This window comes from Hamadaea sp., assembly GCF_013362815.1.
In the GTDB taxonomy this organism is placed as follows: Bacteria; Actinomycetota; Actinomycetes; order Mycobacteriales; family Micromonosporaceae; genus Hamadaea.
In genome coordinates this window covers 81,372-101,220 of the sequence record NZ_JABFVK010000037.1, presented here as the reverse complement: position 1 = coordinate 101,220, position 19,849 = coordinate 81,372, and the positions used below count along the sequence as shown (strand labels likewise).

The following is a 19,849-nucleotide window of genomic DNA, read 5'->3' as shown; positions in this document are numbered from 1 at the left end:
ATCATCACAATCCGAAACATAGAGGTCAGACGGGGTGCAGACCTATACGACATGCTCACCCACACCCACGGAAACCCTCGAAGAGCCACCTTCGGGCGTGATCACCCGGGGTGTCGTGTGCCCGGCGCCCTGATCGACCCCGGGCGGGCCTGATCAACGGGCGGGTTCGGCGGGGACCGGGAGGACGGCGTCGAGCAGCCCGGGGAAGCGCTCGCCGACCTCCTGGGCGCGCAGCCGGACGAACTTCGTGGTGCCCTCGCGGCGGGTGCTGGTCAGCCCGGCCTCGCGCAGGACCTTGAGGTGATGTGACCGGGTGGCCTTGGGCATGTCGGGGCCGAGGTGGCCGCACGGGTGCTCGCCGCCGCCGGACAGCTCGCCGACGATCTGCAGGCGTACGGGGTCGGCGAGGGCGAACAGCACCGCGGTGACGGGGACCTCGGTCAGCGCCGGTTCGTCGGGGTTCACGTGACCGTCCTCACTCGGGCCATAGTTCGACTTTTCTCGAACATGCTCCTAGGGTGGAGCTTGTTCGGATCTTCTCGAACAATACCTGGTCCGAAAGGGGATCGCCATGGGCCGCGCCGCCGCCCTCACCTCCGTCCTCATCTGGGGCGTCCAGTTCAGCGTGCTCGCCGCCGCGCTGCGGCAACTGGACGCGTACCACTTCAGCAGCCTGCGGTTCGTCCTCGGCGCGCTGGTCATCGCCGCCGTCCTCGTCTGGCGGGAAGGCCGCGGCGCGCTGCGCTACGAAGGGCGCCTGCTCGCCGCCACCGGCTACGGGGCGGCCGGGTTCGCCGCGTTCAGCATCCTGCTCATCGTCGCGCTCGGCTACACGTCGCCGCAGAACGTCGCCCTGGTGGCGGCCACCTCGCCGATCCTCACCCAGCTGCTGCGCTGGGCGCTGGACGGCGTACGCCCCCATCCGGCGATCCTCGCCCTGGCGGTCGCCGCGCTGGCCGGGCTCGCCCTGGTCATCACGAAGGGGCACCTGGGCGGCTTCGGCGCGTTCGGCCTCGGCGACCTGATGGCGCTCGGCGCCGCGCTCGGCTGGTCGATCTTCACCTACGGCGCGGGGAAGTTCCCCGGCTGGAGCCCGCTGCGCTACACCGCCCTCACGATGATCGGCGGAGCGGTCGTGACGGTCGCGGTCACCGCCGTCGCCGACCTCACCGGGCTGGCACACCTGCCCAGCGCGGCTGCGGTCTGGTCGGTCACCCCGCACCTGGTCTACGTGGCCGTCGTCGGCTCGGTCGTCGCCGCGCTGGTCTGGACGGTCGCCGTACGCTCGCTGGGCGCGACGACCGCGGTGCTGTTCATCAACCTGACGCCGATCGTGGCACTGGTCATCGCCGTGATCGGCGGAGCCCGGCTCAGCCCGGCCGAACTGACCGGCGCGGCGGTCACCGTCGTGGCGCTGCTCGGCGCGACCGCCGTCCACCGGCGGGTGTCCGCACCGGCCGCCGCCCGAGTCCCCCAGGTCCCGGTACGCTCCCAAGCATGATCACCCCCGGTTTGTCCTTCGGCTCGGCTGCCCGCCTCTACGACACGATCCGGCCCACCTACCCGCCGTCGGCGATCACGTGGGCGCTCGGCGGCAAGCCGGTGCGCGTGCTGGACCTCGGGGCGGGCACCGGGCTGCTCGGCGCGGTGCTGCTCGCCGCCGGGCACGAGGTGACCGCGGTCGAACCCGACGAGCAGATGCGCGCCGTCGCCGCCGCCCGGCTGACCACCGCCAGCCCCGATCGGGCGGCCGACGTGCTGGCCGGCAGCGCCGAGGACATCCCGCTGCCGGACGGCTCGGTCGACGCGGTCGTCGTCGGGCAGGCGTACCACTGGTTCACCCCGGAACGGGCGCTGCCGGAGATCGGCCGCGTGCTGCGCGCCGGCGGCGTGTTCGCTCCGATGTGGAACATCCGGGACGAGCGCACCCCGTGGGTGTCGGCGTTCTCCGCGGTCGTCGGCAACGAAGGCTGGGGTCTCGACCAGGGCTGGCCGTACGCGCCCGTCACGCCCTGGTTCACCGAGCCGGAGCTCGGCATCTTCGAGCACACCGTGCCGATCCCCCCGGCGGCGCTGGTCGACCTGGCCCGGTCCCGCTCCTACTACCTGACCGCCGACGCCGGCGAACAGGCGCGGCTCGAACGGGACCTGGCGGCGCTGGCGGGCACCCACCCGGACCTGGCCGGCCGGGACGTCGTCGACATGCCCTACCGGACCTGCGTGTACCGCATGCGTCCCGCCTGAGGCGTCGCGCACCCGCGCCGCTGTCGCGCAGACGGCGACGCCGCGGTCCAGGGAGAGGTCAGTTCGCCAGCGGCAGGACTTCGGCGCCGGGCAGCTCGGCGAGTAGTTTGCCCGGGACGAGCAGCTTGCCGCGGCGGCGTCCGCTGCCGATGACGACCCATGGCGTACCGGCGACGGCGGCGTCGATCAGCAGCGGCCACTGCGGCGGCAGGCCGATCGGGGTGATGCCGCCGTACTCCATGCCGGTCTGGGCGACGGCGTCGTCCATGGACGCGAACGACGCCTTACGCGCGTCGAGGCGTTTACGGATCACGCCGTTGACGTCGGCGCGGGTGCTGGCCAGTACGACGCACGCCGCCATCGTGGTGGTGTCGCCACGACGCCCGGCCACCACGACGCAGTTGGCCGACTGCTCCGGCGGGACGGCGTACACGTCGCCGAAGACGGCCGTGTCGGCGTTGGCCGGGTCGGTGTCGACCACCAGCACCGACGCGGCGTGCGCCCAGCCGGTGAGGGCGGCGGCCACCGGCGGCGCGACCAGATCGGGCCGCTCGGCCACGGGCCAGGCGGCGTCGAACCGGCCGATGGGCGTGTCAGTCATCCCGCCAGCATAGGGGCCACCGGCGGCGCCGGTCCGCGTCGGTGCGGGCGCGTAGGCTGACGGCCGATGGCGACTTGTCTGTTCTGCGAGATCGCCGCCGGACGGCAACCGGCGGCCATGGTGCACTCCGACGACCTGGTGGCGGCGTTCCTCGACATCCGGCCGCTGTTCCCCGGCCACGTGCTGGTGGTGCCGAAACAGCACATCGCGGTCCTGGCCGAGCTGCCCGCCGCCGACGTCGGCCCCTACTTCGCACAGGTGCAGCGGATCGCCGTGGCGGTGCAGTCCGCGATGGGCGCGCAGGGCAGCTTCGTGGCGCTCAACAACGTGGTGAGCCAAAGCGTTCCCCACTTGCACACCCACGTCGTGCCGCGGACCAAGGGCGACGGGCTGCGCGGATTCTTCTGGCCCCGCACCAAGTACGCCTCGCCGCAAGACGCCGACGACGTCGCCGCGAAGATCCGGGCCGCGTTCTAGGCCGCGTCCAGCGGCCAGTCCGCCGCGGTACGCAGCCAGAAGCCGACCTCGTCCGGGCCGTGATGGCGGATCGCCCAGTCGACCAGCCGCAGGCTCATGTGCGCCCAGTACGCCCGCAGCCGATCCGGAGCGAGCACGGCGAGCCGCTCGTCGACCGCCGGCAGCAACGCCGGATTCCGCAGCGCCACGTCGAACCGAAGCGTCACCAAGTCGAAGGCGTGGTCGCCGCGCCCGGCGCCGTCCCAGTCCACGACACCGGTGAGCGTGCCGCCGTCGAACAGCGTGTTGCCGGGATGGAAGTCGATGTGCACCAGGTCGTCGCCGTCGGCCACGTCGCGTTGCTCCCCGGCTTCGCGTACGCGCGCCAGCAGCGCCCGCGTCCGGGCGTCATACGCGGCGAGGGTCTCGTGGACGCAGAACCCGGGCCCGCTGCGCCGCAGAAAAAGCTCCAGCGGCCGGCTCGGGTCGAGAAGCGGCCGGCCTGCGCCGGGAACAGACCCGTCGGGAAGCAGCCCGGCGAATCGGTCGTGAACCGCCAGCAGCTGCCGGAGCACGTCGTCGTCGAGCGTCGCCGGTGGTACGCCGGGCAGCAGCTCCTGCACGACGAGGTCGTCGACGCACAGCAGATAGTCCGGGGCTGGGATGCCGGCCGCCCGCGCAACCGGGATGAGCGCCACCGAGGCGGGCCGGCCGCTGGTGAGCACCGACCGGGTGCCGTCCGGCCAGCGCACGTACGCCGCCCCGACCTCGCCACCCGGGCAGCGCCCGGCATAGCGCAGCCGGACACCGGTGGTCTCGGCGATGCGGGCGATCGCCGCGTACGGGTCGAGGCGGGGCACCGGCGCTGTCACGCCGCGCAGCGTAACGCTGGGCCCGGCGGGCGGCCGAAGCGGATATTCCGGTCCGCTGGGGGAGCGGGCTGCTGTATCTGGCCGTCGCGGTGCTCGCCGCGATACCCGGGCCGACCTCCGGAAGATCCGGAGAGGGCCGGGGGCGCAGGAAAGCCGATTGGGGTAGGCTGCGCCGCCGTGAGCCTCTCCGATCTCTGGGACCGTTTCACCGCCGTGCAGGCGCCCCCGGCGTCCGGCCTCATCCTGGCCACCGCGGCCGCGGCGCTCGCCGCGGTGTTCATCCCCGCGGTGTGGCGGCTCGCCCGCAATCTGATCACGATCACCCACGAAGGCGGTCACGCGCTCGTCGCGGTGCTGACCGGGCGGCAGCTGCGCGGCATCCGGCTGCACTCCGACACGTCCGGGCTGACGCTGGCCCGGGGCAAGCCACGCGGTCTCGGGATGGTCCTGACCCTGTCGGCCGGCTACCTGATGCCGTCGCTGCTCGGGCTCGCGGCCGCAGCGGTCCTGGCGACGGGCCGGGTGACGCTACTGCTGTGGACCGCGCTGATCTTGCTGTTCGGAGTGCTGCTGCTGATCCGCAACTGGTTCGGGCTGCTGTCGGTCACCGTCACCGGCGCGATCGTGTTCGCGGTGTCCTATTACACCGCCGAGGCGACCCAGGCCGCGATCACCTACGTGGCGGTGTGGTTCCTGCTGATCGGCGGCGTGAAACCGGTGCTGGAAGTGCCCCGGCGACGCCGCGGACGGTCCGGTTCGGACCCCGACCAGCTGGCCCGGATCACCGGGATTCCGGCCGGGCTCTGGATCGCAGTGTTCGCCGCCGCGAACCTCGCCTGCCTCGCGTACGGGGGATATCTTCTGATCCAAGACCGGGTTATGTAGACGCCGGGTTTCGATTACCGTACGCGGGGTGATGATCCCCTTCACCTACGCCTTCGACGGCTACTGCGGATGGTGCTACGGGTTCGCCCCCGCGCTGCACAAGTTCGCGCGCGACAACGCCGACCGGATCACCGTCCGGGTCCTGTCGGCGGGCATGCGCGTCGGCGACCGCGTCAAGCCGTTCAACGCCCTGCGCTTCACCACCACCTCCAACGAGAAGGTGACCGAAGCCCTCGGCGCCGTCTTCGGCCCCGGCTACCGCGCGCTGGTCGAGGAAGGCAGCTTCACGATGGACTCACACGGTCCCGCGTACGGGCTGATCGCCCTGAGCCTGCAGGCCCCGGACCGGGCACTGGAGTTCGCGGGCGCGATGCAGTCGGCGTTCTTCCTCGACGGCTACTCGCTGTCCGATCCCGACACCTACCGCGCGCTCGCCGAACAGTTCGGCCTCGACCCCGACCAGGTCGTCACGGCCTTCGACAGCCCCCAGGTCCACGAACGTGCGCTCCGGGAGATGCGAGAGGTACGCGACCTCGGCGTGCCCGGCTATCCCACGTTGATGATCCACCTCCCCGGGCAAGCGCCACAGATCTTCGGAGCCGAGGAGATGAGCGGCGACGAACTGACCGCAGAGCTGAACAAGGTCCTCGCCGAGAACGGCCTGGGCTGATACTGGACCATGTGACCGATCCGCTGCTCGCGGCGGCGTACGCCGAATACGGCTGGGACTCCGAGGTGGCCGTCACCCCGGGCCCCCGCGGCGCGCTCGGCCGGATCTGGCAGGTACGCACCCGCGACGGCCGGTACGCGCTCAAGCACTCGTTCGCCGCCCCACCGGCCGGGCAGCTCGCCGCCGAACTAGACCTGACCAGCCGCGCGACCGCCGCCGGCGTACGCGTCCCGGCGACCCACCCGGCCGGCGACGGGCGGCTGCTCGTCCCCGCGCCCGGCGGCGGACTGCTGCGCCTCTACGACTGGGTGGACCTGCACCCCGTCGACCCCGCAGCACCAGACACCCCGGCCCGGCTCGGCGTGCTCCTGGCCCGCCTGCACTCGTGCGCGCCCCCCGCGTCCGGCCAGGAACCGTGGTACCACCAGGCCCCGGAGCCCGCGCAGTTCGCCGGGTTCGCCGACCGGCCCTGGTCCGCGCGGCTGGACCGGCTGCGCAAGGACCTGCCCCGGCTGACCGCCGTCCTCACCCCACCCGACCCGGCACGCCTGCGGCTGTGCCACCGCGACCTGCATCCGGAAAACGTCCAAGCCGGACCCGGCGGCGACCTCGTCGTGCTCGACTGGGACCAGCTCGGCCCGGCCGAACCCGGCCGCGAGCTGATCCAGACCCTGTACGCGTGGTTCACCACCGACGACCCGGACCGGATGCGCGAGTGCTACGACGCCTATGTGGACGCCGGGGGACCGGGACGTCTCACCGGCCCGGCCGACTACACCATGCTGCTCGCCGACCGGCTCAACTTCCTGCTGCACCAGGCCCGCATCGCCACCGATCCGGACACCGACGGCGACGACCGGGCCTGGGCCGACTCCGAGATCGACGAGACGCTGCGGCTGCTGCCCACCCCGGAGCAGCTCGCCCTCATCGCGCGTATCGCGCCAGCGCGTCCCGCAGCACCCGGCTCACCTCCGGATGACCGGCACCGTGCTCAGCCGGGCCGACGATGACCAGCTCCGCGTCGCTCCAGCGCTGAGCCAGCCGGTACGCGACATCGGGCGGCCCGCTCACGTCGGCGCGCCCGGTCACCAGCACACCGGGGATCCCGGCCAGCTTGACCGCGTCGGCCAGCAGCTGACCGTCGGGCAGGAACCCGGCGTTGGCCCAGTAGTGCGTGACGAGCCGGGCGAACTGCAGCCGGAACCTCGGATCGGCGTACCGGGGATCGGGGTCCGGACCGGACACGACGGCGACATGGGTGTCCTCCCACGCGCACCACTCGGCGGCGGCGTCGGCCCGGACCTTCGGATCGGGATCGTTCAGCAGCCGCGCGTACGCCGCCGCCAGGTTCCCATCCCGATCGGCCGGCTCCAGATGCCCGGCGAACCGATCCCACTCCGCCGGGAACAACCGCCCCATCTGCCGGGTCACCCAGTCCACTTCGGCCGCCGTCGTCGTCACGACGCTGAACAGCACCAGCTCCGACACCCGATCCGGATGCGCCTCGGCGTACGCGAGACCGAGCGTCGAACCCCACGAACCGCCGAACACCAGCCACCGCTCGGCGCCCAGATGCTCCCGCAACCGTTCCATGTCGGCGATCAGATGCCGGGTCGTGTTCGCCGCGAGCGACGTGGCGTGGTCGGCCGCGTTCGGCGTGCTCCGGCCGCACCCACGCTGGTCGAACAGCACAACGCGGTACTTCGTCAGGTCGAAGTGGCGCGCCCAGGAGGGACCGGACCCCGACCCCGGCCCGCCGTGTACGCACACCGCCGGCTTGCCCTCGGGATTGCCCAGCACCTCCCAGAAGATGTGGTTGCCGTCGCCGACGTCGAGCATCCCCATGTCCGCCCCCTCACGATCTAACAGCACTGTTATATCAGGGCCTGCCCATGATGACCACCGCACCTTTCGGCGTACCAGCTAAACCAGCAGCTCGCGCACCACGGACCAGGCCACCTCCGCGGCCGGATCGGCGGGGGAGACCGGCATGAACTCCGTCACCGCCGCCCCCACCACCACCCGCTCCGCGACCAGCCCCCGCAGCGCGCCCGTCAACTGAGCCGCCGACAACCCACCCGGCGTGGGAAAACCCACCGACCCGAACACCGACGGATCCAGAACATCCAAATCGACATGGACATACACCCGCCGCCGGCCCACCACCTCGAGCACGTCCTCCGGCGACACCACCGCCACACCCTGCCGCGCCACGAACTCCACCTCACCCGCATCGAGATCACGCGCACCCACCAGCACCAGCTGATCCGGGCGCAACGGCCGCTCCGGCACCAACCCCGGCGGACCCTCACCCAGCAACGTCCGCGCCACCATCCCGTGGAACGCCCCCGACGGCGACGACTCCGGCGTGTTCAGATCCGCGTGCGCGTCGAACCACACCACCACCAGATCGTCGAACCGCGCCGACGCCGCGGAGACAGGGGAGAGGTCCACCGAACAATCCCCACCCACCGTCACCACGAACCGTCCCGCCAGCTCCGCGACCGCCTTCGACGTCCGCGCGGCGACTTCCTCCACAGCAGACCACGGCGGTACGCCATCCGGCACCTCGACGAACGTATGTTCCAACGCCCCGAACGGCCCGGCCAGCAACCCGGCACCCGCAGCCAGACGGCGCGCATCCGGCCGCGACGAACCCTGCCACTGCGGCACCACAAGCAGCGCCTTGTCCGGCCGTTTCCGGCGAGACTCCAGGAATCTTCCTAGGACATCCACGTCGAGGTGGACGAGAGCCCGACCGTCCCAGATGGACTCCGGATCGGCGAACTCCAACGCGACACCCTCACCGAGCACCGAGTCATCCGCCGACGCCGTCGTCTCCGCGACGAACACGAACCGCTCGACATCACGCTCCGGCAGAACGTCGTACCCGAAGAACACGAACGGCCCGTCCGGCCGCAACGCCGTCTCCTCGACCAGCTCACGCCGCGCCGCTTCCTCCGGCGACTCGCCGGGCTCGACCACACCGCCCGGCAGCGCCCACAGGTCCGGGAAGGCCGCCTTGTCCGGAGCGCGCAGTTGCAGCAGCACCCGGCCGGCCGGGTCGACGACGATAACGACGGCGATCTGGATCATGCGCAGACCCTAGCGGGACCCTCTGACAGTCCCAGGTGGGCCTTTTGGGCGTGTTTCGCCCTAGTCCCTACCCCTCACCAGGGCGTTTTCGGCGCTCTACGGCGATCTGAGGGCGTTTACGCAGGTCAGAGGAGTTTTTGGAGATCAATTAAGTGTTGGCGGAGATCAACGGAGAAAATGTGGGGTGATGGCACCGCGAATCTTCCGCTGATCATGGCCGTCCATGATCATGGTCAGTTCTGCGTCGCTATCGCAGTCCAGAACTGACCATGATCATGGAACTCGGACAATTCGGCACGGGCACGTGATCTTCGCGCGCCTCGAACCCTTACCAACAGGCTCTGTACACCGACGACGCCCTGCGCTCTTAATCTGCTGAGCCGCTCCGTGCGAGCCCCGGGGTCAGGCAAGTTGCTGACCTGTCGAGAGTGCAACGCGGCGGCTCAGCGACGCTGGCGAGACCGCCAGCGCGGTTGAGCTCGGGCGACTGGCAATTATTGGATTACTAGTAAATCAAATCCAATAATGCGACACGACAAATCCGCAATGCGATGCCCGAGCGCTTACTTGTGTTAACATGCATTATCCCAAGATTGTTAGGAGAGGCGTGTGGACGACGAGCTGGCAATTATCGGCGGATCGGAACCGGTCCGATCCGCCGGCGCTCGGGACCGCATCGTGGACGACGGCGCCGAGCAGACCGTCATGGCGGGGCTGGCCGAGAACACCCGCCGGGCGTACGAGCGGGCCTGGTCGGACTTTGCGACGTGGTGTGGGCAGAACGATCGCAATCCCCTTCCGGCATCGGAGGAGACGCTGGTGTCGTACCTCCATCACCTGACGGTGAACACCGACTGCGCCCCGTCGTCCGCCGGTGTCGCGATGGCGGCGATCCGGCGAGCGCACCGGATGCACCGCCCGCCCGTGCCATGGGCGGAGAGTGAATACGTCACGGCCGCGCTGCGGGGGCTGAAGAACGTGCGGATCGAGCAGGGATATCGTCCTAGGAGGGCTGCTGCCGCGCGGACGGATGTCGTACGCCAACTGGCGGACACGTGTGATCTCGGAACTCCGACGGGCGTACGCGATCGCGCGATTCTCCTGCTCGGCTACCGGTTCGCGGCTCGCCGGTCCGAGTTGGGCGTGTTGAGGATCGGCGACCTGACCTTCACCTCGCAGGGTCTCGAGGTTTACCTGGCCAAGTCGAAGACCGACCAAGATGGGCATGGCGCGGTCACCGTCATCCCCTATTCCGCCAATCCGGAGTACTGCACGGTGCGGGCGGCGAAGGCGTGGGTCGACCTACTGGCCGCCGAAGGTGTCAAGGAGGGTGCGCTGTTCCGTCCGGTCAGGTACGGCAAGGTGCAGCAGAAAGGGATCGGGACGGCGTACCGGATGTCCGGCACGGCGGTGGAGCAGATCTTCAAACGGGCGGTCGAGCTGGCCGACATCGACCCAGCCGAGCTCAACGGCAAGCTGGTTCCGCATTCGTTGCGACGGGGCTGGGCGACTGATGCCCGCGCGGCGGGTGGTGACATCGTGGAGATCGCGCGTGGTGGTCGCTGGTCGAAGCGGTCCGCCGTGGTGCTGGATTACATGGATGACGTCGACCGTTGGCGGTCGACTCCCAATGCGAAGATCGATCTGTGATCGGTGGGGCCGGCCCGGCGGCCGGCCCCACCGCTTCGTCTGCCGAAGGCGCACCGCCCGCTGTGGTTAGCATGCGGGACGTGGAGGTTGTGCGGATCGGGGCGGACGGGTTCGGCGCCGTGGCGGAGGGTCTGGCCGAGGTGCTCGTGGACGCGGTCGCGGGCGGGGCGTCGATGGGGTTTCTGCTGCCGTTCGGGCTGGCCGAGGCGCGTGTGTGGTGGTCGGGTGTGGAGCCGTCGGTCGTGGGCGGGCGCACGGTGCTGTGGGTCGCGCGGGACGGGTCCGGGGTGGCCGGGACGGTGCAGCTGAAGCTGGAGCTGGAGTATCCGAACGGGCGGCATCGGGCGGAGGTCGCGAAGTTCATGGTGGCGTCGCGCGCCCGGGGTCGTGGGGTGGGCCGGGCGCTGTTGGGCGCGGTGGAGGCGGCGGCTGCGGGGTTGGGTGTGTCGTTGCTGGTGCTGGATACGGAGACGGGTAGTCCGGCGGAGGGTTTGTATCGGTCGGCGGGCTGGGTGGAGCTGGGTGTGATGCCGGGGCATTCGGCGGATCCGTGGAGTGTGCTGCGGCCGACGACGTTCTTCTACAAGCAGCTTCCCGGCGTGTGACGCCGCCCGCGCGACGGGGGTACGCGCGGGCGGCGGGCTTTGGGGGTGGCTCGGTCAGCCGGCGTTGCCGAAGGCGGTGACGGCGTGGGCTTTGCCGAGTGGGTTGTGGATGGTGACGATCCAGTATTCGCCGGTGGTGGTGAACTGGGCGCTGTAGACCCAGTGGGGTTCGCCGGTGAGGGTGAGGGTGTATCCGGCGGGTGGGGCGTCGGCGACGACGGAGTCCACGACGCTCTGGGAGGACAGGGCGATCATGCGGGGTTTGTTGTGGTTGACGAAGGCGTCGAGGTATTCGCGGGCGTACTTCTCGGCGTCGGTGTAGTAGACGGTGGCGTCGAGGCGTACTTCGGTGATCGCGTGGTCGGTGGCGTCGTTGCGGCTGCGGATGATGAGGTCGGAGCCGAGTTTGTTGCGGTAGGTGCAGTAGGTGGCTCCGGCTGCGCCTTCACAGCTGGCGTTGGTCCAGGTCATGTCGAGCTTGGGTACGCCGATCTTGGTGACTTGGGTGTACGCGGCGTCGCTGGTGAGTTTCTTCTGTTTGGTGGTGTCGCAGGTGAGCCAGGCCTTCATGAACTGCAGGGCGGGTCCGTCGCCGCCGGTGACGGTGCCGGTCATGGCGCAGCCGGCTGCGGTGGTCGTTGCGGCTGACGGTTGCGGGGACGCCTCGGTGCTGGTGGTGGCGGCTGGGCCGACGGTGGTGTTCGCCGAGGGTGCGGCGGTTGGTTCGTCGGTGCTCTGGCAGCCGGCCAGGAGGGCGAGGCCGGCGAGGAGTGCGGCGGCGGTCGCGGTGAGGCGCATCGGGTTCTCCGGGGGTGAGGTCGGGCTCAGGTGATCTCACGTTAGGGAGTCGCCGCCGGTCGGGGCATCGGGAGCGGTACGGATCTTTGTGGCCGTCCGGTGGGTCCGTACCGTCGTGCGTACCGGGTGGTTCGGCGGACTAGCGGACCTTGCGGGTGGTACGCGCGACGATGTCCTCGTATTCCGGGTGCTTGTCGAGCCAGCCGTGGATGAACGGGCAGATCGGCACGACGGTGCGGCCCTTGGCGCGGGCGTCGTCGAGGACGGCGCGGGCCAGGGTGGAGCCGACGCCTTTGCCCTCGTACTCGGGGATCACCTCGGTGTGCGTGTACGCGATGATCGCCCCGGTGAGCTGGTAGGTGACGAAACCGGCGAGCTCGTCGCCGTCGCGGGCTTCGAATCGTTCGCGTTCGGGCACGTCGGCCACGGTGAGCTGCATGGGGTAAGCCTAATTCGGTCGCCCGGCGGCCCGGGACCGACCTACGCTGCCCGGCATGACGGTGCGGTGGACGCAGATGACTGAGCAGGATGCTGCCGCCTGGGCGGCGTTGACCGCACGGGCGGAGGAAGTCGACAAGACCGGGGAGAATTACGACGCGGAGGATCTGGCCGAAGAGCTCGCCGATCCCCTGGTGTCGCCGGAGCACGGAACGCTGGCCGCTTGGGACGGTGACAGGCTGGTGGCGACGGGGGTGCTGCGGAACCGGGCGACTGCCAATCCGGTGAACCGGGTCTTCTTCGACGGGGTGGTGGATCCGGCGTACCGGCGGCAGGGGTTGGGTCGGCGGCTGGTGGAGTGGGCGATCGACACCGCGCCGGCCGTGTCGCGGTCACGGTTCCCGGACGCCCCGCTGGAACTGCACGCTTCGGTGCACGAGCACAACACGGTCAAGGCCGACCTGCTGGCGGCGTCGGGTTTCGCGCCGCAGCGGTGGTTCTTCACGATGCAGCGGGCGCTGGACGGCGAGCTTCCCGCGCCGGTGCTGCCGGACGGCGTACGCGTCGAGGGGTTCGACCACGCGCGGCATGACCTGGCGGCGTTGCGCGTACGCAACGAGTCGTTCGCCGATCACTGGGGCAGTTCACCGCAGGACGAGGAGTCCTGGAAGCAGTGGTACACCGGTACGCGCGCTTTCGTGCCGCAGCTGTCCTACGTGGCGCTGGCCGGCGACGAGATGGCCGCGTTCCTGCTGACGCAGTTCTTCGAGGCCGACGAGGTGGCGACGGGCCGCCGCGAGGCGTGGATCTCCACGATCGGCACGCTGCGGGAGCATCGCCGCCGGGGGTTGGCTTCGGCGCTGATCGCGACGTGTCTGCGCGCCGCGGCCGAGCAGGGTTACGACCGGGCTGCGCTGGGCGTGGACGCCGACAATCCGACCGGCGCGCTGGGCGTGTACGAGGCGGCCGGGTTCGCCGTGGATCGGCGGCACGTGGCCTTCGTGCGCGAGTTTTAGAGCAGTTCGGTGAGCGGGACGGACGGGTCGGCGAGTTTGCGCGGGTCGACGCGTTCGCCTCGGTAGCCGGCGCGGACGAGCTCCTGGATGGGGTCGACGACGTCCCAGACGTTGGCGTTCATGCCGGCCAGGACCCGTTCGCCGGAGACCCAGAAGGCGAGGAACTCCGGCGCGGTGCCGTCCGGTTTGACGGCGAGATCGCCCCGGACGACGATCTGGTCGTAGCCGTGCGGCGGCACGTAGCCGGAGTACTCCATGTTCAGGTCGTACTGGTCGGAGAAGAAGTACGGGACGGGGTCGTAGGGCTCGTCGCGGTCGAGGATGGACTTCGCCGCGGCGGGGCCGCCGTTGAGCGCGTTCGCCCAGTGCTCCACCCGGATGCGCGCGCCGACGAGGCGGCTGTTCCAGGCGGCGACGTCGCCGCACGCGAAGATGTCGGGATCGCTGGTGCGCAGCCGCGCGTCGACCGCCACACCGTTGTCGATCTCCAGGCCGCAGGCCTCGGCGAGTTCGGTGGCCGGGCGGATGCCGACGCCGACCACGATCAGGTCGGCTGGGATCTCGGTGCCGTCGGTCAGGACGACGTCGGTCACGTGCCCGTCCAGGCCGCCGAATTCGCGTACGGCCGCGCCGAGGTGGAATTCGACGCCGTGCCCGGCGTGCAGGTCACGGTAGAGCGCGCCAAGCTCGTCGCCGAGCACGCGGCGCAGCGGCAGCGTCTCGGTCTCCACGACGGCCACGGTGCAGCCGTGCTCACGCGCGGCCGCGGTCACCTCCAGGCCGATCCACCCGGCTCCGATCACCACGACCTGGGTGCCGGGCCGCAGGTCCGCGCGCAATCGGTCCGCGTCGGGAAGGGTACGCAGATAGCGGATCCCGGAGTTCTCCCCGCCGGGCACGTCCAGGGTGCGTACGCGGGAGCCGGTCGCGAGCAGCAGCCGGTCGTAGGGCAGCGACTGGCCGTCGGCGAGCGCGACGGTGTGGCCCGTCCGGTCGATCGACACCGCCCGGGCGCCCAGCCTGAGTTCGATGTTCTGTTCGGCGTACCAGGGTTCGTCGTGGACCTGCCCGCTGTCGCGGGGATCCTTGCCGAGCAGATAGCCCTTGGACAGCGGCGGGCGTTCGTACGGCAGTTCGGTCTCCTCGCCGACGAGGACGACCCGGCCGGTGAACCCTTCGGCGCGCAGTGTCTCGGCGGCTTTCGCGCCGGCCAGGGACGCGCCCACGATGACGACGGACTCCATGGGTTCCACTCTTGCACCGTGCGCGGCCGGGCGCAGCCAGGACGGTCCGGCGGGCCACAATGGTGGCGTGCGTTTCCGGCCGGTGAGCTTCGACAGACTAGTGGAGGAGGTCGCCGACCGGATCGACGCCCTCGACGCCGAGGTCGCGCCGTGGCCCCGGATTGCGATCGACGGCGCTCCCCCGGCCGGGCCGCAGGCGCTCGCCGATGCGCTGGCCGGGCCGTTGCGCGTACGCGGGCGGCCGGTGCTGCGGGTGCGGGCCGGCGACTTCCTGCGCCCGGCGTCGCTGCGGTTCGAACACGGGCGGACCGACCCGGACGCGTACTACGACGACTGGCTGGACGCCGGTGGGCTGCTGCGGGAGGTGCTGGAACCGCTCGACCCGGGCGGCACCGGCCGGGTGCTGCCGTCACTGTGGAATCCGGTCACCGACCGGGCGACCCGGGCCGAGTACGTGACGTTGCCGCCCGGCGGGGTCGTGCTCGTCGACGGGGCGTTGCTGCTGGGCCGGTGGTTGCCGTTCGACTTCACCGTCCACCTGCAGCAGTCCCCCGCGGCGTTGGCCCGCCACACCGACGACGCCGACCGGTGGCGGCTTCCGGCGTACCAGCGCTATGACAGCGAAGTGGACCCGCAGACGGTCGCGGACCTGGTGGTGCGCGTGGAGGATCCGCGGCGCCCGGCGGTGCTGGAGTGAGTCACAGGCGGGCGAGCAGCTCCTGGGCTTGCGCCTGCTCGCGGTGGAACCGGCCGGGCCGGGCGTCGGCCAGCTGCTTGTAGAGCGCGACGGCTTCGGTGGCGGGGGTCCGCGCCTCGGCCGGCAGGCCCCCGGCGAGCAGAGCCGCGCCGAGCGCCCACAATGCGCGGGCCTGCCCGCCGTCGTCGGGCGTGGCGAGGTGGGTGGCCTCGTGGGCGGCGGTCACCGCGTCGGCCGGGCGGTCGAGCGCGGTCAGCATCTCGGCGGTCGCGGTGAGGATCTCGGCCAGCCAGCGCCGGCCTTGACGCGGCTGCCGCTCGGCGGCCGTACGCGCCAACGCGAGCCCGTCCCGCAACGGCGCCTCGGCCAGCGGCGCGCGGCCCAGCGCCAGCAGGCACCGGCCGAGCACCGTCAGCGTCACACAGTGCTCGAACGACTGCCCGTCGTACGCCCGTGCGCCGTAGGTGACCGCTTCGTTGACGGCGGTGAGGGCTTCCTCGTCGCGTCCGGCGGCCAGCAGGATCGTGGCGTACGCCGTGCCGGCGGCGGCGAGCGCGACCGGGTCGGCGGCCCGCAGCAGAACCGTCGCCTCGTGTGCGGCGGCGAGCGCCTCGGCGGCCCGGCCGTTCTCGTGGAAGTGCCGGGCTTCGGCGGCCAGGGCGAGCCCGAGCGGGCGCGCGTACGCGTCCCGGCGGTCCACTGCCAGCTCACGGAGCAGCGGGATGATCTTCCCGTCGAGGCGCAGCGCTTCGTCGAGGTGACCCAGGTCGGCTTCGGTGGCGGCGGTCGCGGTCAGCACCTCGGCCAGCAGCGGCCGGTGGCGGGCCGGATCGGCGTCGGCCCGTTCGGTCACCACCGCCTGGGCGGCGATCAGGTGCGGGAGGGCGTCTTCGGGGCGGCCCGCCCGGCGCAGGCCGTCGGCGTACGCCATGGCCAGGCCGGCGACGCGCAGGCGCAGGCGGGCGGAGGTCGGCGGGGTGCCGGCGGCGGTCCACGCCTCGAGGGCCTCCCGTCCGATCTCGACGGCCGAACCGGCCGCGGTGGCGTCCACACTGGAGTCGAGCGCCTGCCGGGCGCGCCGGTAGAGCTCGGCGGACGATCGCAAGGTACGCCATCGCCCCCGCCGCAGCAGATGCAGGACGATGCCGAGTACGCCGAGGGCGCACAGCGCCACCCCGGCGACGAGTACTACGCGCGCCACGTATTGCCCTCCCCAGCAGGACGTGTCGGCAGAGTACCCGGAGCGTGCCGAGCCGGGCGAGCGCCCGCCACGATCTTGGCGAAAGGAGGTGTAAGTACCCTATTGGGCTATAGAAACTTTCGTACCTAATGTCCGATACTGAAGAGTGACCCCAACCCCTTGGAGGTGACGACCGTGGACGCCATCGGCGGACTCCTCAGTGCCATCGGTGCCCTGATCAGCGGCCTGCTCGGCATTCTCTTCCCGATCAGCGCGCCGTCCCTGCCCGGGCTGCCCGTCTCGCCCCCGAGCGTGCCCGGCGCCCCCAGCCTGCCCAGCGCCCCCACCTTGCCGGTCAGCCCGCCCGGCCTTCCCGGTACGCCCGGCGTGCCGGGCGCGCCCAGCCTTCCGGTGACGCCGCCGAGCCTGCCGGTCGATCCGAGCATTCCCGCGCCGCCCTTGTCGTAGGCGGTGCACAGCGCAGTCGGCGGCGAGCGTCAGGCGGCGAGCAGCGCGACGAGCGCCACGAGCGGGAAGAATCCCTGCATCGCGGCAGCGCGGGCCATCCGCCGCTCGCTCGCGACGAGGACGATCGCCGCACCGAGCATGCAGGCGCAGGCGAAGCCGACGAGCGTACGCCCGGCGGTGCCGGACACGACCACCCCGGCGAGCGCCCCGATCCCGAGGAACAGGTTGTAGAAGCCCTGGTTGAACGCCCACGGCCGGACGGCGTCCACGTCGGACGAGGCGGTCCCGAACCGGCGGTGGACCTCGGGGCGGCCGAACAGCAGCGACTCCATCGCGAAGATGAGCACATGGAGCAGGCCGGCGAGGATCGCCGCGAGCACGGCCACCAGATTCATGCCGACAGTATGCGGGCCGTGTCACCATCGGAGGATGCAGAGCTCCAACCCGGCATTGGGGAAGTTGTCCGAGACTCGTGGGACCAGCGCGTACGGCGATCCCGGCTGGTATCAGCCCGGCGCCGGCGGGACTGCGACCTACCCCGGCGCAGTCACCAGCGCGCGTACCGGGCTGATGACCGTCGACGGCGTCATCGGCCGCAGCCTGGCGCTGATGGCGCTGCTCACGGTCGCGGCGGCGGCCGCCTGGATCTGGGTCCCCGCCGAACTCACCGGGATCGCCGTCTTCGGCAGCAGCATCGCCGCCCTGATCGTGGGCCTGATCGTCAGCTTCCGCCAGTCCACCAGCCCGATCCTCATCGGGGCGTACGCGCTGCTCGAAGGCGCGGCGCTCGGGATGATCAGCGAGTGGTTCAACACGATCTACCCCGGGATCGTCGCCCAGGCGGTCGCGGCCACCATCGGCATCTTCTTCGTGATGCTGATCCTCTACCGGTTCCGGGTCATCCGGGCCACCCCGCGGTTCACCAAGGGCGTGATCGGCGCGCTGATCGCCGCGGTCGTGCTGATGCTGGGCAACTGGGTGCTGGCGCTGTTCGGGGTGAACACCGGGCTGCGCGAGGCCGGGCCGATCGGCATCGTCTTCAGCATCGCCATGATCATCATCGGGGCGCTGACCTTCATCCTCGACTTCGACCTCGTCGAGCAGGGTGTCCGGAACGGGCTGCCGGCCCGCTACGGCTGGTACGCCGCCTTCGGCATCATCCTCGGCCTGGTCTGGGTGTACCTGGAGGTACTGCGGCTGCTCAGCTATCTCCGCGGCCGGGGCTAGCCGCGCCGACGCCGGAAAGGCCGCCGGGATCGGATCATGTCTGCCCGGCGGCCTAAGATGAGGCCGTGTCGCGTAAGGGTTGGCTGCTGTTCGCCGCGTTGGGCGTCATCTGGGGCGTGCCGTATCTGTTCATCAAGATCGCCGTCGGCGGGCTGACTCCGGCGTCGGTGGTGTTCTGGCGCTGCGCCATCGCCGCGCTGATCCTGCTGCCGATCGCGATCGCCCGAGGCCAGCTGCGGGCGCTGCTGCCGCACTGGAAGGCGCTGCTGGCCTTCACCGCGGCGGAGATCGCCGTCCCCTGGTTCCTGCTGACCTCGGCTGAACAGCGGTTGAGCAGTTCCCTGGCCGGGCTGCTGATCGCCGGCGTGCCGCTAGTGGCGGCGCTGCTGGGCTGGGCCACCGGCGGCGAACGGCTCGGCCCACGCCGCATCGTCGGCCTGGGCATCGGGCTGGCGGGCGTGGCCGCGCTGGTCGGGCTCGACCTGTCCGCCGACGACGCCTGGGCGCTGATCCAGATGGCGATCGTCGTCATCGGGTACGCCGTCGGCCCGTTCATCCTGAACCGGCAGCTCAAGGGCGTGCCGGGGCTGGCCGTGATGGCGGTGTCGCTGGCATTGTCCGCCCTCGTCTACGCCCCAGCCGGGATCATCCAGCACCCCGCCCAGCTGCCGGACGCCGACGTGATCGTCGCCGTCCTCGTGCTCGCCGTGCTGTGCACCGCCGTCGCGCTGACCACGTTCAACGCGCTCATCGCCGAGGTGGGACCGGTCCGGGGCCCGGTCATCACCTACATCAACCCAGCGGTCGCGGTGATCCTCGGCGTCGTCGTGCTCGGCGAGCCGTTCACCGCCGGGATCGGGCTCGGCTTCGCCCTCGTGCTCGCCGGTTCCGTGCTGGCGACGCAGCGCGCCGCCGACAAGAAGAACCCGACGCCGGACCCGGCGGCCGACGCGGAGGCTCAGCCGGTAGCGTCCCGGAAGTGAAGCTTTCCGTCGCCGGCGACACCCAGGTCGGCAACCGTTACCCGGCCAACTTCGACGTGCTCGCCGTCGAGGGCTCACCCGACCGGCCCGTGCTCGTGGTGGCCGACGGGATGGGGTCCGGCCGGGGCAGCGCCTTCGCCGGGCGTACCACTGTGGACACCTTCCTGGAGATGACGCGGACCGGGCAGCCGACCGCGGAGCTGATGCGCGCAGCGGTGGCCGAGTGCCAGCGGCGCGTGATCGACGGCGGCCGGGCCTGGCCGGAACTCACCGGTTGTACGCTCACCGCGCTGATCGTCGACGGCGCGCAGGCCTGGATCACGCAGGTCGGCGACTCGCGCTGCTACCGCTGGCGCAACGGGCTGCTGGAGCAGCTGACCGTCGACCACACGGAGGCCTGGCTCGGCGCGATCAACGGCTGGTGGCCGCACGACTCGCCGCAGGCCCACACCGCCCGCTACCACCTGCTGCGCTTCATCGGGCACCCGGACGCCCCGGAGCCGGACGTGCTGAACGTGGCGCTGCGCCCGGGTGACGTGCTGTGCCTGTGCACCGACGGAATCGGCGAGGAAGTGTCCTACCGGAAGCTGGCGCAGATCCTCGGCTCGGGCGCGACTCCGGCCGAGATGTGCACGTCCTTGCTGGCCGAGGCGATGGCGACCGGTGGCAACGACAACGCGACCGTGGCCATTGCAAATGTCATCTAGGCGCGAAAGTAT

Annotated in this window: 24 protein-coding genes; 14 read left to right on the top strand and 10 right to left on the bottom strand. The window is 71.1% G+C overall.

What is annotated here, in order from left to right:
* Positions 1–153: 153 nt before the first annotated feature.
* Complete coding sequence (locus tag HOV77_RS18990; protein ID WP_290863752.1) at positions 154–465, bottom strand: helix-turn-helix transcriptional regulator; 312 nt, start codon at positions 463–465, stop codon at positions 154–156.
* 106 nt (positions 466–571) lie between these two features.
* Between HOV77_RS18990 and HOV77_RS18985 the strand changes: the two genes are divergently transcribed.
* Positions 572–1,501 carry a DMT family transporter gene (locus tag HOV77_RS18985; protein WP_290863751.1) on the top strand — a complete coding sequence of 310 codons (930 nt, stop codon included), beginning with the start codon at positions 572–574 and terminating at the stop codon, positions 1,499–1,501.
* Positions 1,498–2,244, top strand: coding sequence for a methyltransferase domain-containing protein (locus tag HOV77_RS18980; RefSeq protein ID WP_290863750.1), 747 nt, complete (start codon positions 1,498–1,500; stop codon positions 2,242–2,244). The genes HOV77_RS18985 and HOV77_RS18980 overlap by 4 nt, the downstream gene beginning before the upstream one ends.
* Before the next feature lie 58 nt (positions 2,245–2,302).
* Here the strand turns inward: HOV77_RS18980 and HOV77_RS18975 are convergent, their stop codons facing one another.
* Positions 2,303–2,845: a YbaK/EbsC family protein gene (locus tag HOV77_RS18975; protein ID WP_290863749.1), complete on the bottom strand. Its 543-nt coding sequence runs from the start codon at positions 2,843–2,845 to the stop codon at positions 2,303–2,305.
* Between the two features lie 66 nt (positions 2,846–2,911).
* Here HOV77_RS18975 and HOV77_RS18970 point away from each other — a divergent pair, with 66 nt between their 5' ends.
* Positions 2,912–3,322 carry an HIT family protein gene (locus HOV77_RS18970; RefSeq protein ID WP_290863748.1) on the top strand — a complete coding sequence of 137 codons (411 nt, stop codon included), beginning with the start codon at positions 2,912–2,914 and terminating at the stop codon, positions 3,320–3,322.
* On the opposite strand, the gene HOV77_RS18965 is transcribed toward HOV77_RS18970, so the two are convergent.
* Entirely contained in the window at positions 3,319–4,173 is an 855-nt protein-coding gene (locus tag HOV77_RS18965; RefSeq protein ID WP_290863747.1) for a phosphotransferase, read from the bottom strand. The genes HOV77_RS18970 and HOV77_RS18965 overlap by 4 nt on opposite strands.
* Positions 4,174–4,350: 177 nt before the next feature.
* On the opposite strand from HOV77_RS18965, the gene HOV77_RS18960 reads away from it, so the two are divergent.
* From HOV77_RS18960 to HOV77_RS18950, 3 genes are read left to right on the top strand one after another with little or no spacing between them, the layout of a single operon-like run.
* Positions 4,351–5,058: a M50 family metallopeptidase gene (locus tag HOV77_RS18960; RefSeq protein WP_290863746.1), complete on the top strand. Its 708-nt coding sequence runs from the start codon at positions 4,351–4,353 to the stop codon at positions 5,056–5,058.
* Positions 5,059–5,089: 31 nt separating this feature from the next.
* Positions 5,090–5,728, top strand: a complete 639-nt coding sequence (locus tag HOV77_RS18955; protein ID WP_290863761.1) for a DsbA family protein — start codon at positions 5,090–5,092, stop codon at positions 5,726–5,728.
* An 11-nt stretch (positions 5,729–5,739) separates the two neighbouring features.
* Positions 5,740–6,738, top strand: coding sequence for a phosphotransferase (locus HOV77_RS18950; RefSeq protein ID WP_290863745.1), 999 nt, complete (start codon positions 5,740–5,742; stop codon positions 6,736–6,738).
* On the opposite strand, the gene pip is transcribed toward HOV77_RS18950, so the two are convergent.
* Positions 6,653–7,573, bottom strand: a complete 921-nt coding sequence (gene pip, locus HOV77_RS18945) for a prolyl aminopeptidase (RefSeq protein ID WP_290863744.1) — start codon at positions 7,571–7,573, stop codon at positions 6,653–6,655. The genes HOV77_RS18950 and pip overlap by 86 nt on opposite strands.
* A 78-nt stretch (positions 7,574–7,651) precedes the next feature.
* On the bottom strand, positions 7,652–8,824 hold the full coding sequence (locus tag HOV77_RS18940) for an arginase family protein (protein WP_290863743.1): 1,173 nt from the start codon (positions 8,822–8,824) through the stop codon (positions 7,652–7,654).
* Between the two features lie 609 nt (positions 8,825–9,433).
* Between HOV77_RS18940 and HOV77_RS18935 the strand changes: the two genes are divergently transcribed.
* Positions 9,434–10,474: a site-specific integrase gene (locus tag HOV77_RS18935; protein WP_290863742.1), complete on the top strand. Its 1,041-nt coding sequence runs from the start codon at positions 9,434–9,436 to the stop codon at positions 10,472–10,474.
* A gap of 80 nt (positions 10,475–10,554) precedes the next feature.
* Positions 10,555–11,079 (top strand): GNAT family N-acetyltransferase, encoded by a 525-nt coding sequence (locus HOV77_RS18930; RefSeq protein ID WP_290863741.1) that lies wholly within the window; start codon positions 10,555–10,557, stop codon positions 11,077–11,079.
* A gap of 54 nt (positions 11,080–11,133) precedes the next feature.
* Here HOV77_RS18930 and HOV77_RS18925 read toward each other — a convergent pair whose 3' ends face one another.
* Entirely contained in the window at positions 11,134–11,877 is a 744-nt protein-coding gene (locus HOV77_RS18925; RefSeq protein WP_290863740.1) for a hypothetical protein, read from the bottom strand.
* Between the two features lie 139 nt (positions 11,878–12,016).
* Entirely contained in the window at positions 12,017–12,316 is a 300-nt protein-coding gene (locus HOV77_RS18920) for a GNAT family N-acetyltransferase (protein ID WP_290863739.1), read from the bottom strand.
* A 55-nt stretch (positions 12,317–12,371) separates the two neighbouring features.
* Here HOV77_RS18920 and HOV77_RS18915 point away from each other — a divergent pair, with 55 nt between their 5' ends.
* Positions 12,372–13,331, top strand: coding sequence for a GNAT family N-acetyltransferase (locus tag HOV77_RS18915; protein WP_290863738.1), 960 nt, complete (start codon positions 12,372–12,374; stop codon positions 13,329–13,331).
* Here HOV77_RS18915 and HOV77_RS18910 read toward each other — a convergent pair.
* Positions 13,328–14,575, bottom strand: a complete 1,248-nt coding sequence (locus HOV77_RS18910; RefSeq protein ID WP_290863737.1) for an FAD-dependent oxidoreductase — start codon at positions 14,573–14,575, stop codon at positions 13,328–13,330. The genes HOV77_RS18915 and HOV77_RS18910 overlap by 4 nt on opposite strands.
* Before the next feature lie 67 nt (positions 14,576–14,642).
* Between HOV77_RS18910 and HOV77_RS18905 the strand changes: the two genes are divergently transcribed.
* Positions 14,643–15,272: a uridine kinase gene (locus HOV77_RS18905; RefSeq protein WP_290863736.1), complete on the top strand. Its 630-nt coding sequence runs from the start codon at positions 14,643–14,645 to the stop codon at positions 15,270–15,272.
* A 1-nt stretch (position 15,273) separates the two neighbouring features.
* Here HOV77_RS18905 and HOV77_RS18900 read toward each other — a convergent pair whose 3' ends face one another.
* On the bottom strand, positions 15,274–16,473 hold the full coding sequence (locus HOV77_RS18900; RefSeq protein WP_290863735.1) for a hypothetical protein: 1,200 nt from the start codon (positions 16,471–16,473) through the stop codon (positions 15,274–15,276).
* A 159-nt stretch (positions 16,474–16,632) separates the two neighbouring features.
* Here HOV77_RS18900 and HOV77_RS18895 point away from each other — a divergent pair, with 159 nt between their 5' ends.
* Complete coding sequence (locus tag HOV77_RS18895) at positions 16,633–16,920, top strand: hypothetical protein (protein ID WP_290863734.1); 288 nt, start codon at positions 16,633–16,635, stop codon at positions 16,918–16,920.
* A 29-nt stretch (positions 16,921–16,949) separates the two neighbouring features.
* Here HOV77_RS18895 and HOV77_RS18890 read toward each other — a convergent pair whose 3' ends face one another.
* Entirely contained in the window at positions 16,950–17,315 is a 366-nt protein-coding gene (locus HOV77_RS18890; protein ID WP_290863733.1) for a DUF1304 domain-containing protein, read from the bottom strand.
* 34 nt (positions 17,316–17,349) lie between these two features.
* Between HOV77_RS18890 and HOV77_RS18885 the strand changes: the two genes are divergently transcribed.
* The 3 genes from HOV77_RS18885 to HOV77_RS18875 all read left to right on the top strand — a co-directional run bounded on the left by HOV77_RS18885 (position 17,350) and on the right by HOV77_RS18875 (position 19,837).
* Positions 17,350–18,147 (top strand): Bax inhibitor-1/YccA family protein, encoded by a 798-nt coding sequence (locus HOV77_RS18885; protein WP_290863732.1) that lies wholly within the window; start codon positions 17,350–17,352, stop codon positions 18,145–18,147.
* Positions 18,148–18,212: 65 nt separating this feature from the next.
* Positions 18,213–19,130, top strand: coding sequence for an EamA family transporter (locus tag HOV77_RS18880; protein WP_290863731.1), 918 nt, complete (start codon positions 18,213–18,215; stop codon positions 19,128–19,130).
* Entirely contained in the window at positions 19,127–19,837 is a 711-nt protein-coding gene (locus HOV77_RS18875; protein WP_290863730.1) for a protein phosphatase 2C domain-containing protein, read from the top strand. The genes HOV77_RS18880 and HOV77_RS18875 overlap by 4 nt, the downstream gene beginning before the upstream one ends.
* The last annotated feature ends 12 nt before the right edge of the window (positions 19,838–19,849 follow it).

What these genes read in the sequence shown, in the direction of transcription:
- HOV77_RS18915 (WP_290863738.1), top strand. Translation starts at nt 12,372, where the DNA reads ATGACGGTGCGGTGGACGCAGATGACTGAGCAGGATGCTGCCGCCTGG.
- HOV77_RS18890 (WP_290863733.1), bottom strand. Translation starts at nt 17,315, where the DNA reads ATGAATCTGGTGGCCGTGCTCGCGGCGATCCTCGCCGGCCTGCTCCAT.
- HOV77_RS18920 (WP_290863739.1), bottom strand. Translation starts at nt 12,316, where the DNA reads ATGCAGCTCACCGTGGCCGACGTGCCCGAACGCGAACGATTCGAAGCC.
- HOV77_RS18955 (WP_290863761.1), top strand. Translation starts at nt 5,090, where the DNA reads ATGATCCCCTTCACCTACGCCTTCGACGGCTACTGCGGATGGTGCTAC.
- HOV77_RS18985 (WP_290863751.1), top strand. Translation starts at nt 572, where the DNA reads ATGGGCCGCGCCGCCGCCCTCACCTCCGTCCTCATCTGGGGCGTCCAG.
- HOV77_RS18980 (WP_290863750.1), top strand. Translation starts at nt 1,498, where the DNA reads ATGATCACCCCCGGTTTGTCCTTCGGCTCGGCTGCCCGCCTCTACGAC.
- HOV77_RS18885 (WP_290863732.1), top strand. Translation starts at nt 17,350, where the DNA reads ATGCAGAGCTCCAACCCGGCATTGGGGAAGTTGTCCGAGACTCGTGGG.
- HOV77_RS18970 (WP_290863748.1), top strand. Translation starts at nt 2,912, where the DNA reads ATGGCGACTTGTCTGTTCTGCGAGATCGCCGCCGGACGGCAACCGGCG.
- HOV77_RS18975 (WP_290863749.1), bottom strand. Translation starts at nt 2,845, where the DNA reads ATGACTGACACGCCCATCGGCCGGTTCGACGCCGCCTGGCCCGTGGCC.
- HOV77_RS18925 (WP_290863740.1), bottom strand. Translation starts at nt 11,877, where the DNA reads ATGCGCCTCACCGCGACCGCCGCCGCACTCCTCGCCGGCCTCGCCCTC.
- HOV77_RS18910 (WP_290863737.1), bottom strand. Translation starts at nt 14,575, where the DNA reads ATGGAGTCCGTCGTCATCGTGGGCGCGTCCCTGGCCGGCGCGAAAGCC.
- pip (WP_290863744.1), bottom strand. Translation starts at nt 7,573, where the DNA reads ATGGGGATGCTCGACGTCGGCGACGGCAACCACATCTTCTGGGAGGTG.
- HOV77_RS18940 (WP_290863743.1), bottom strand. Translation starts at nt 8,824, where the DNA reads ATGATCCAGATCGCCGTCGTTATCGTCGTCGACCCGGCCGGCCGGGTG.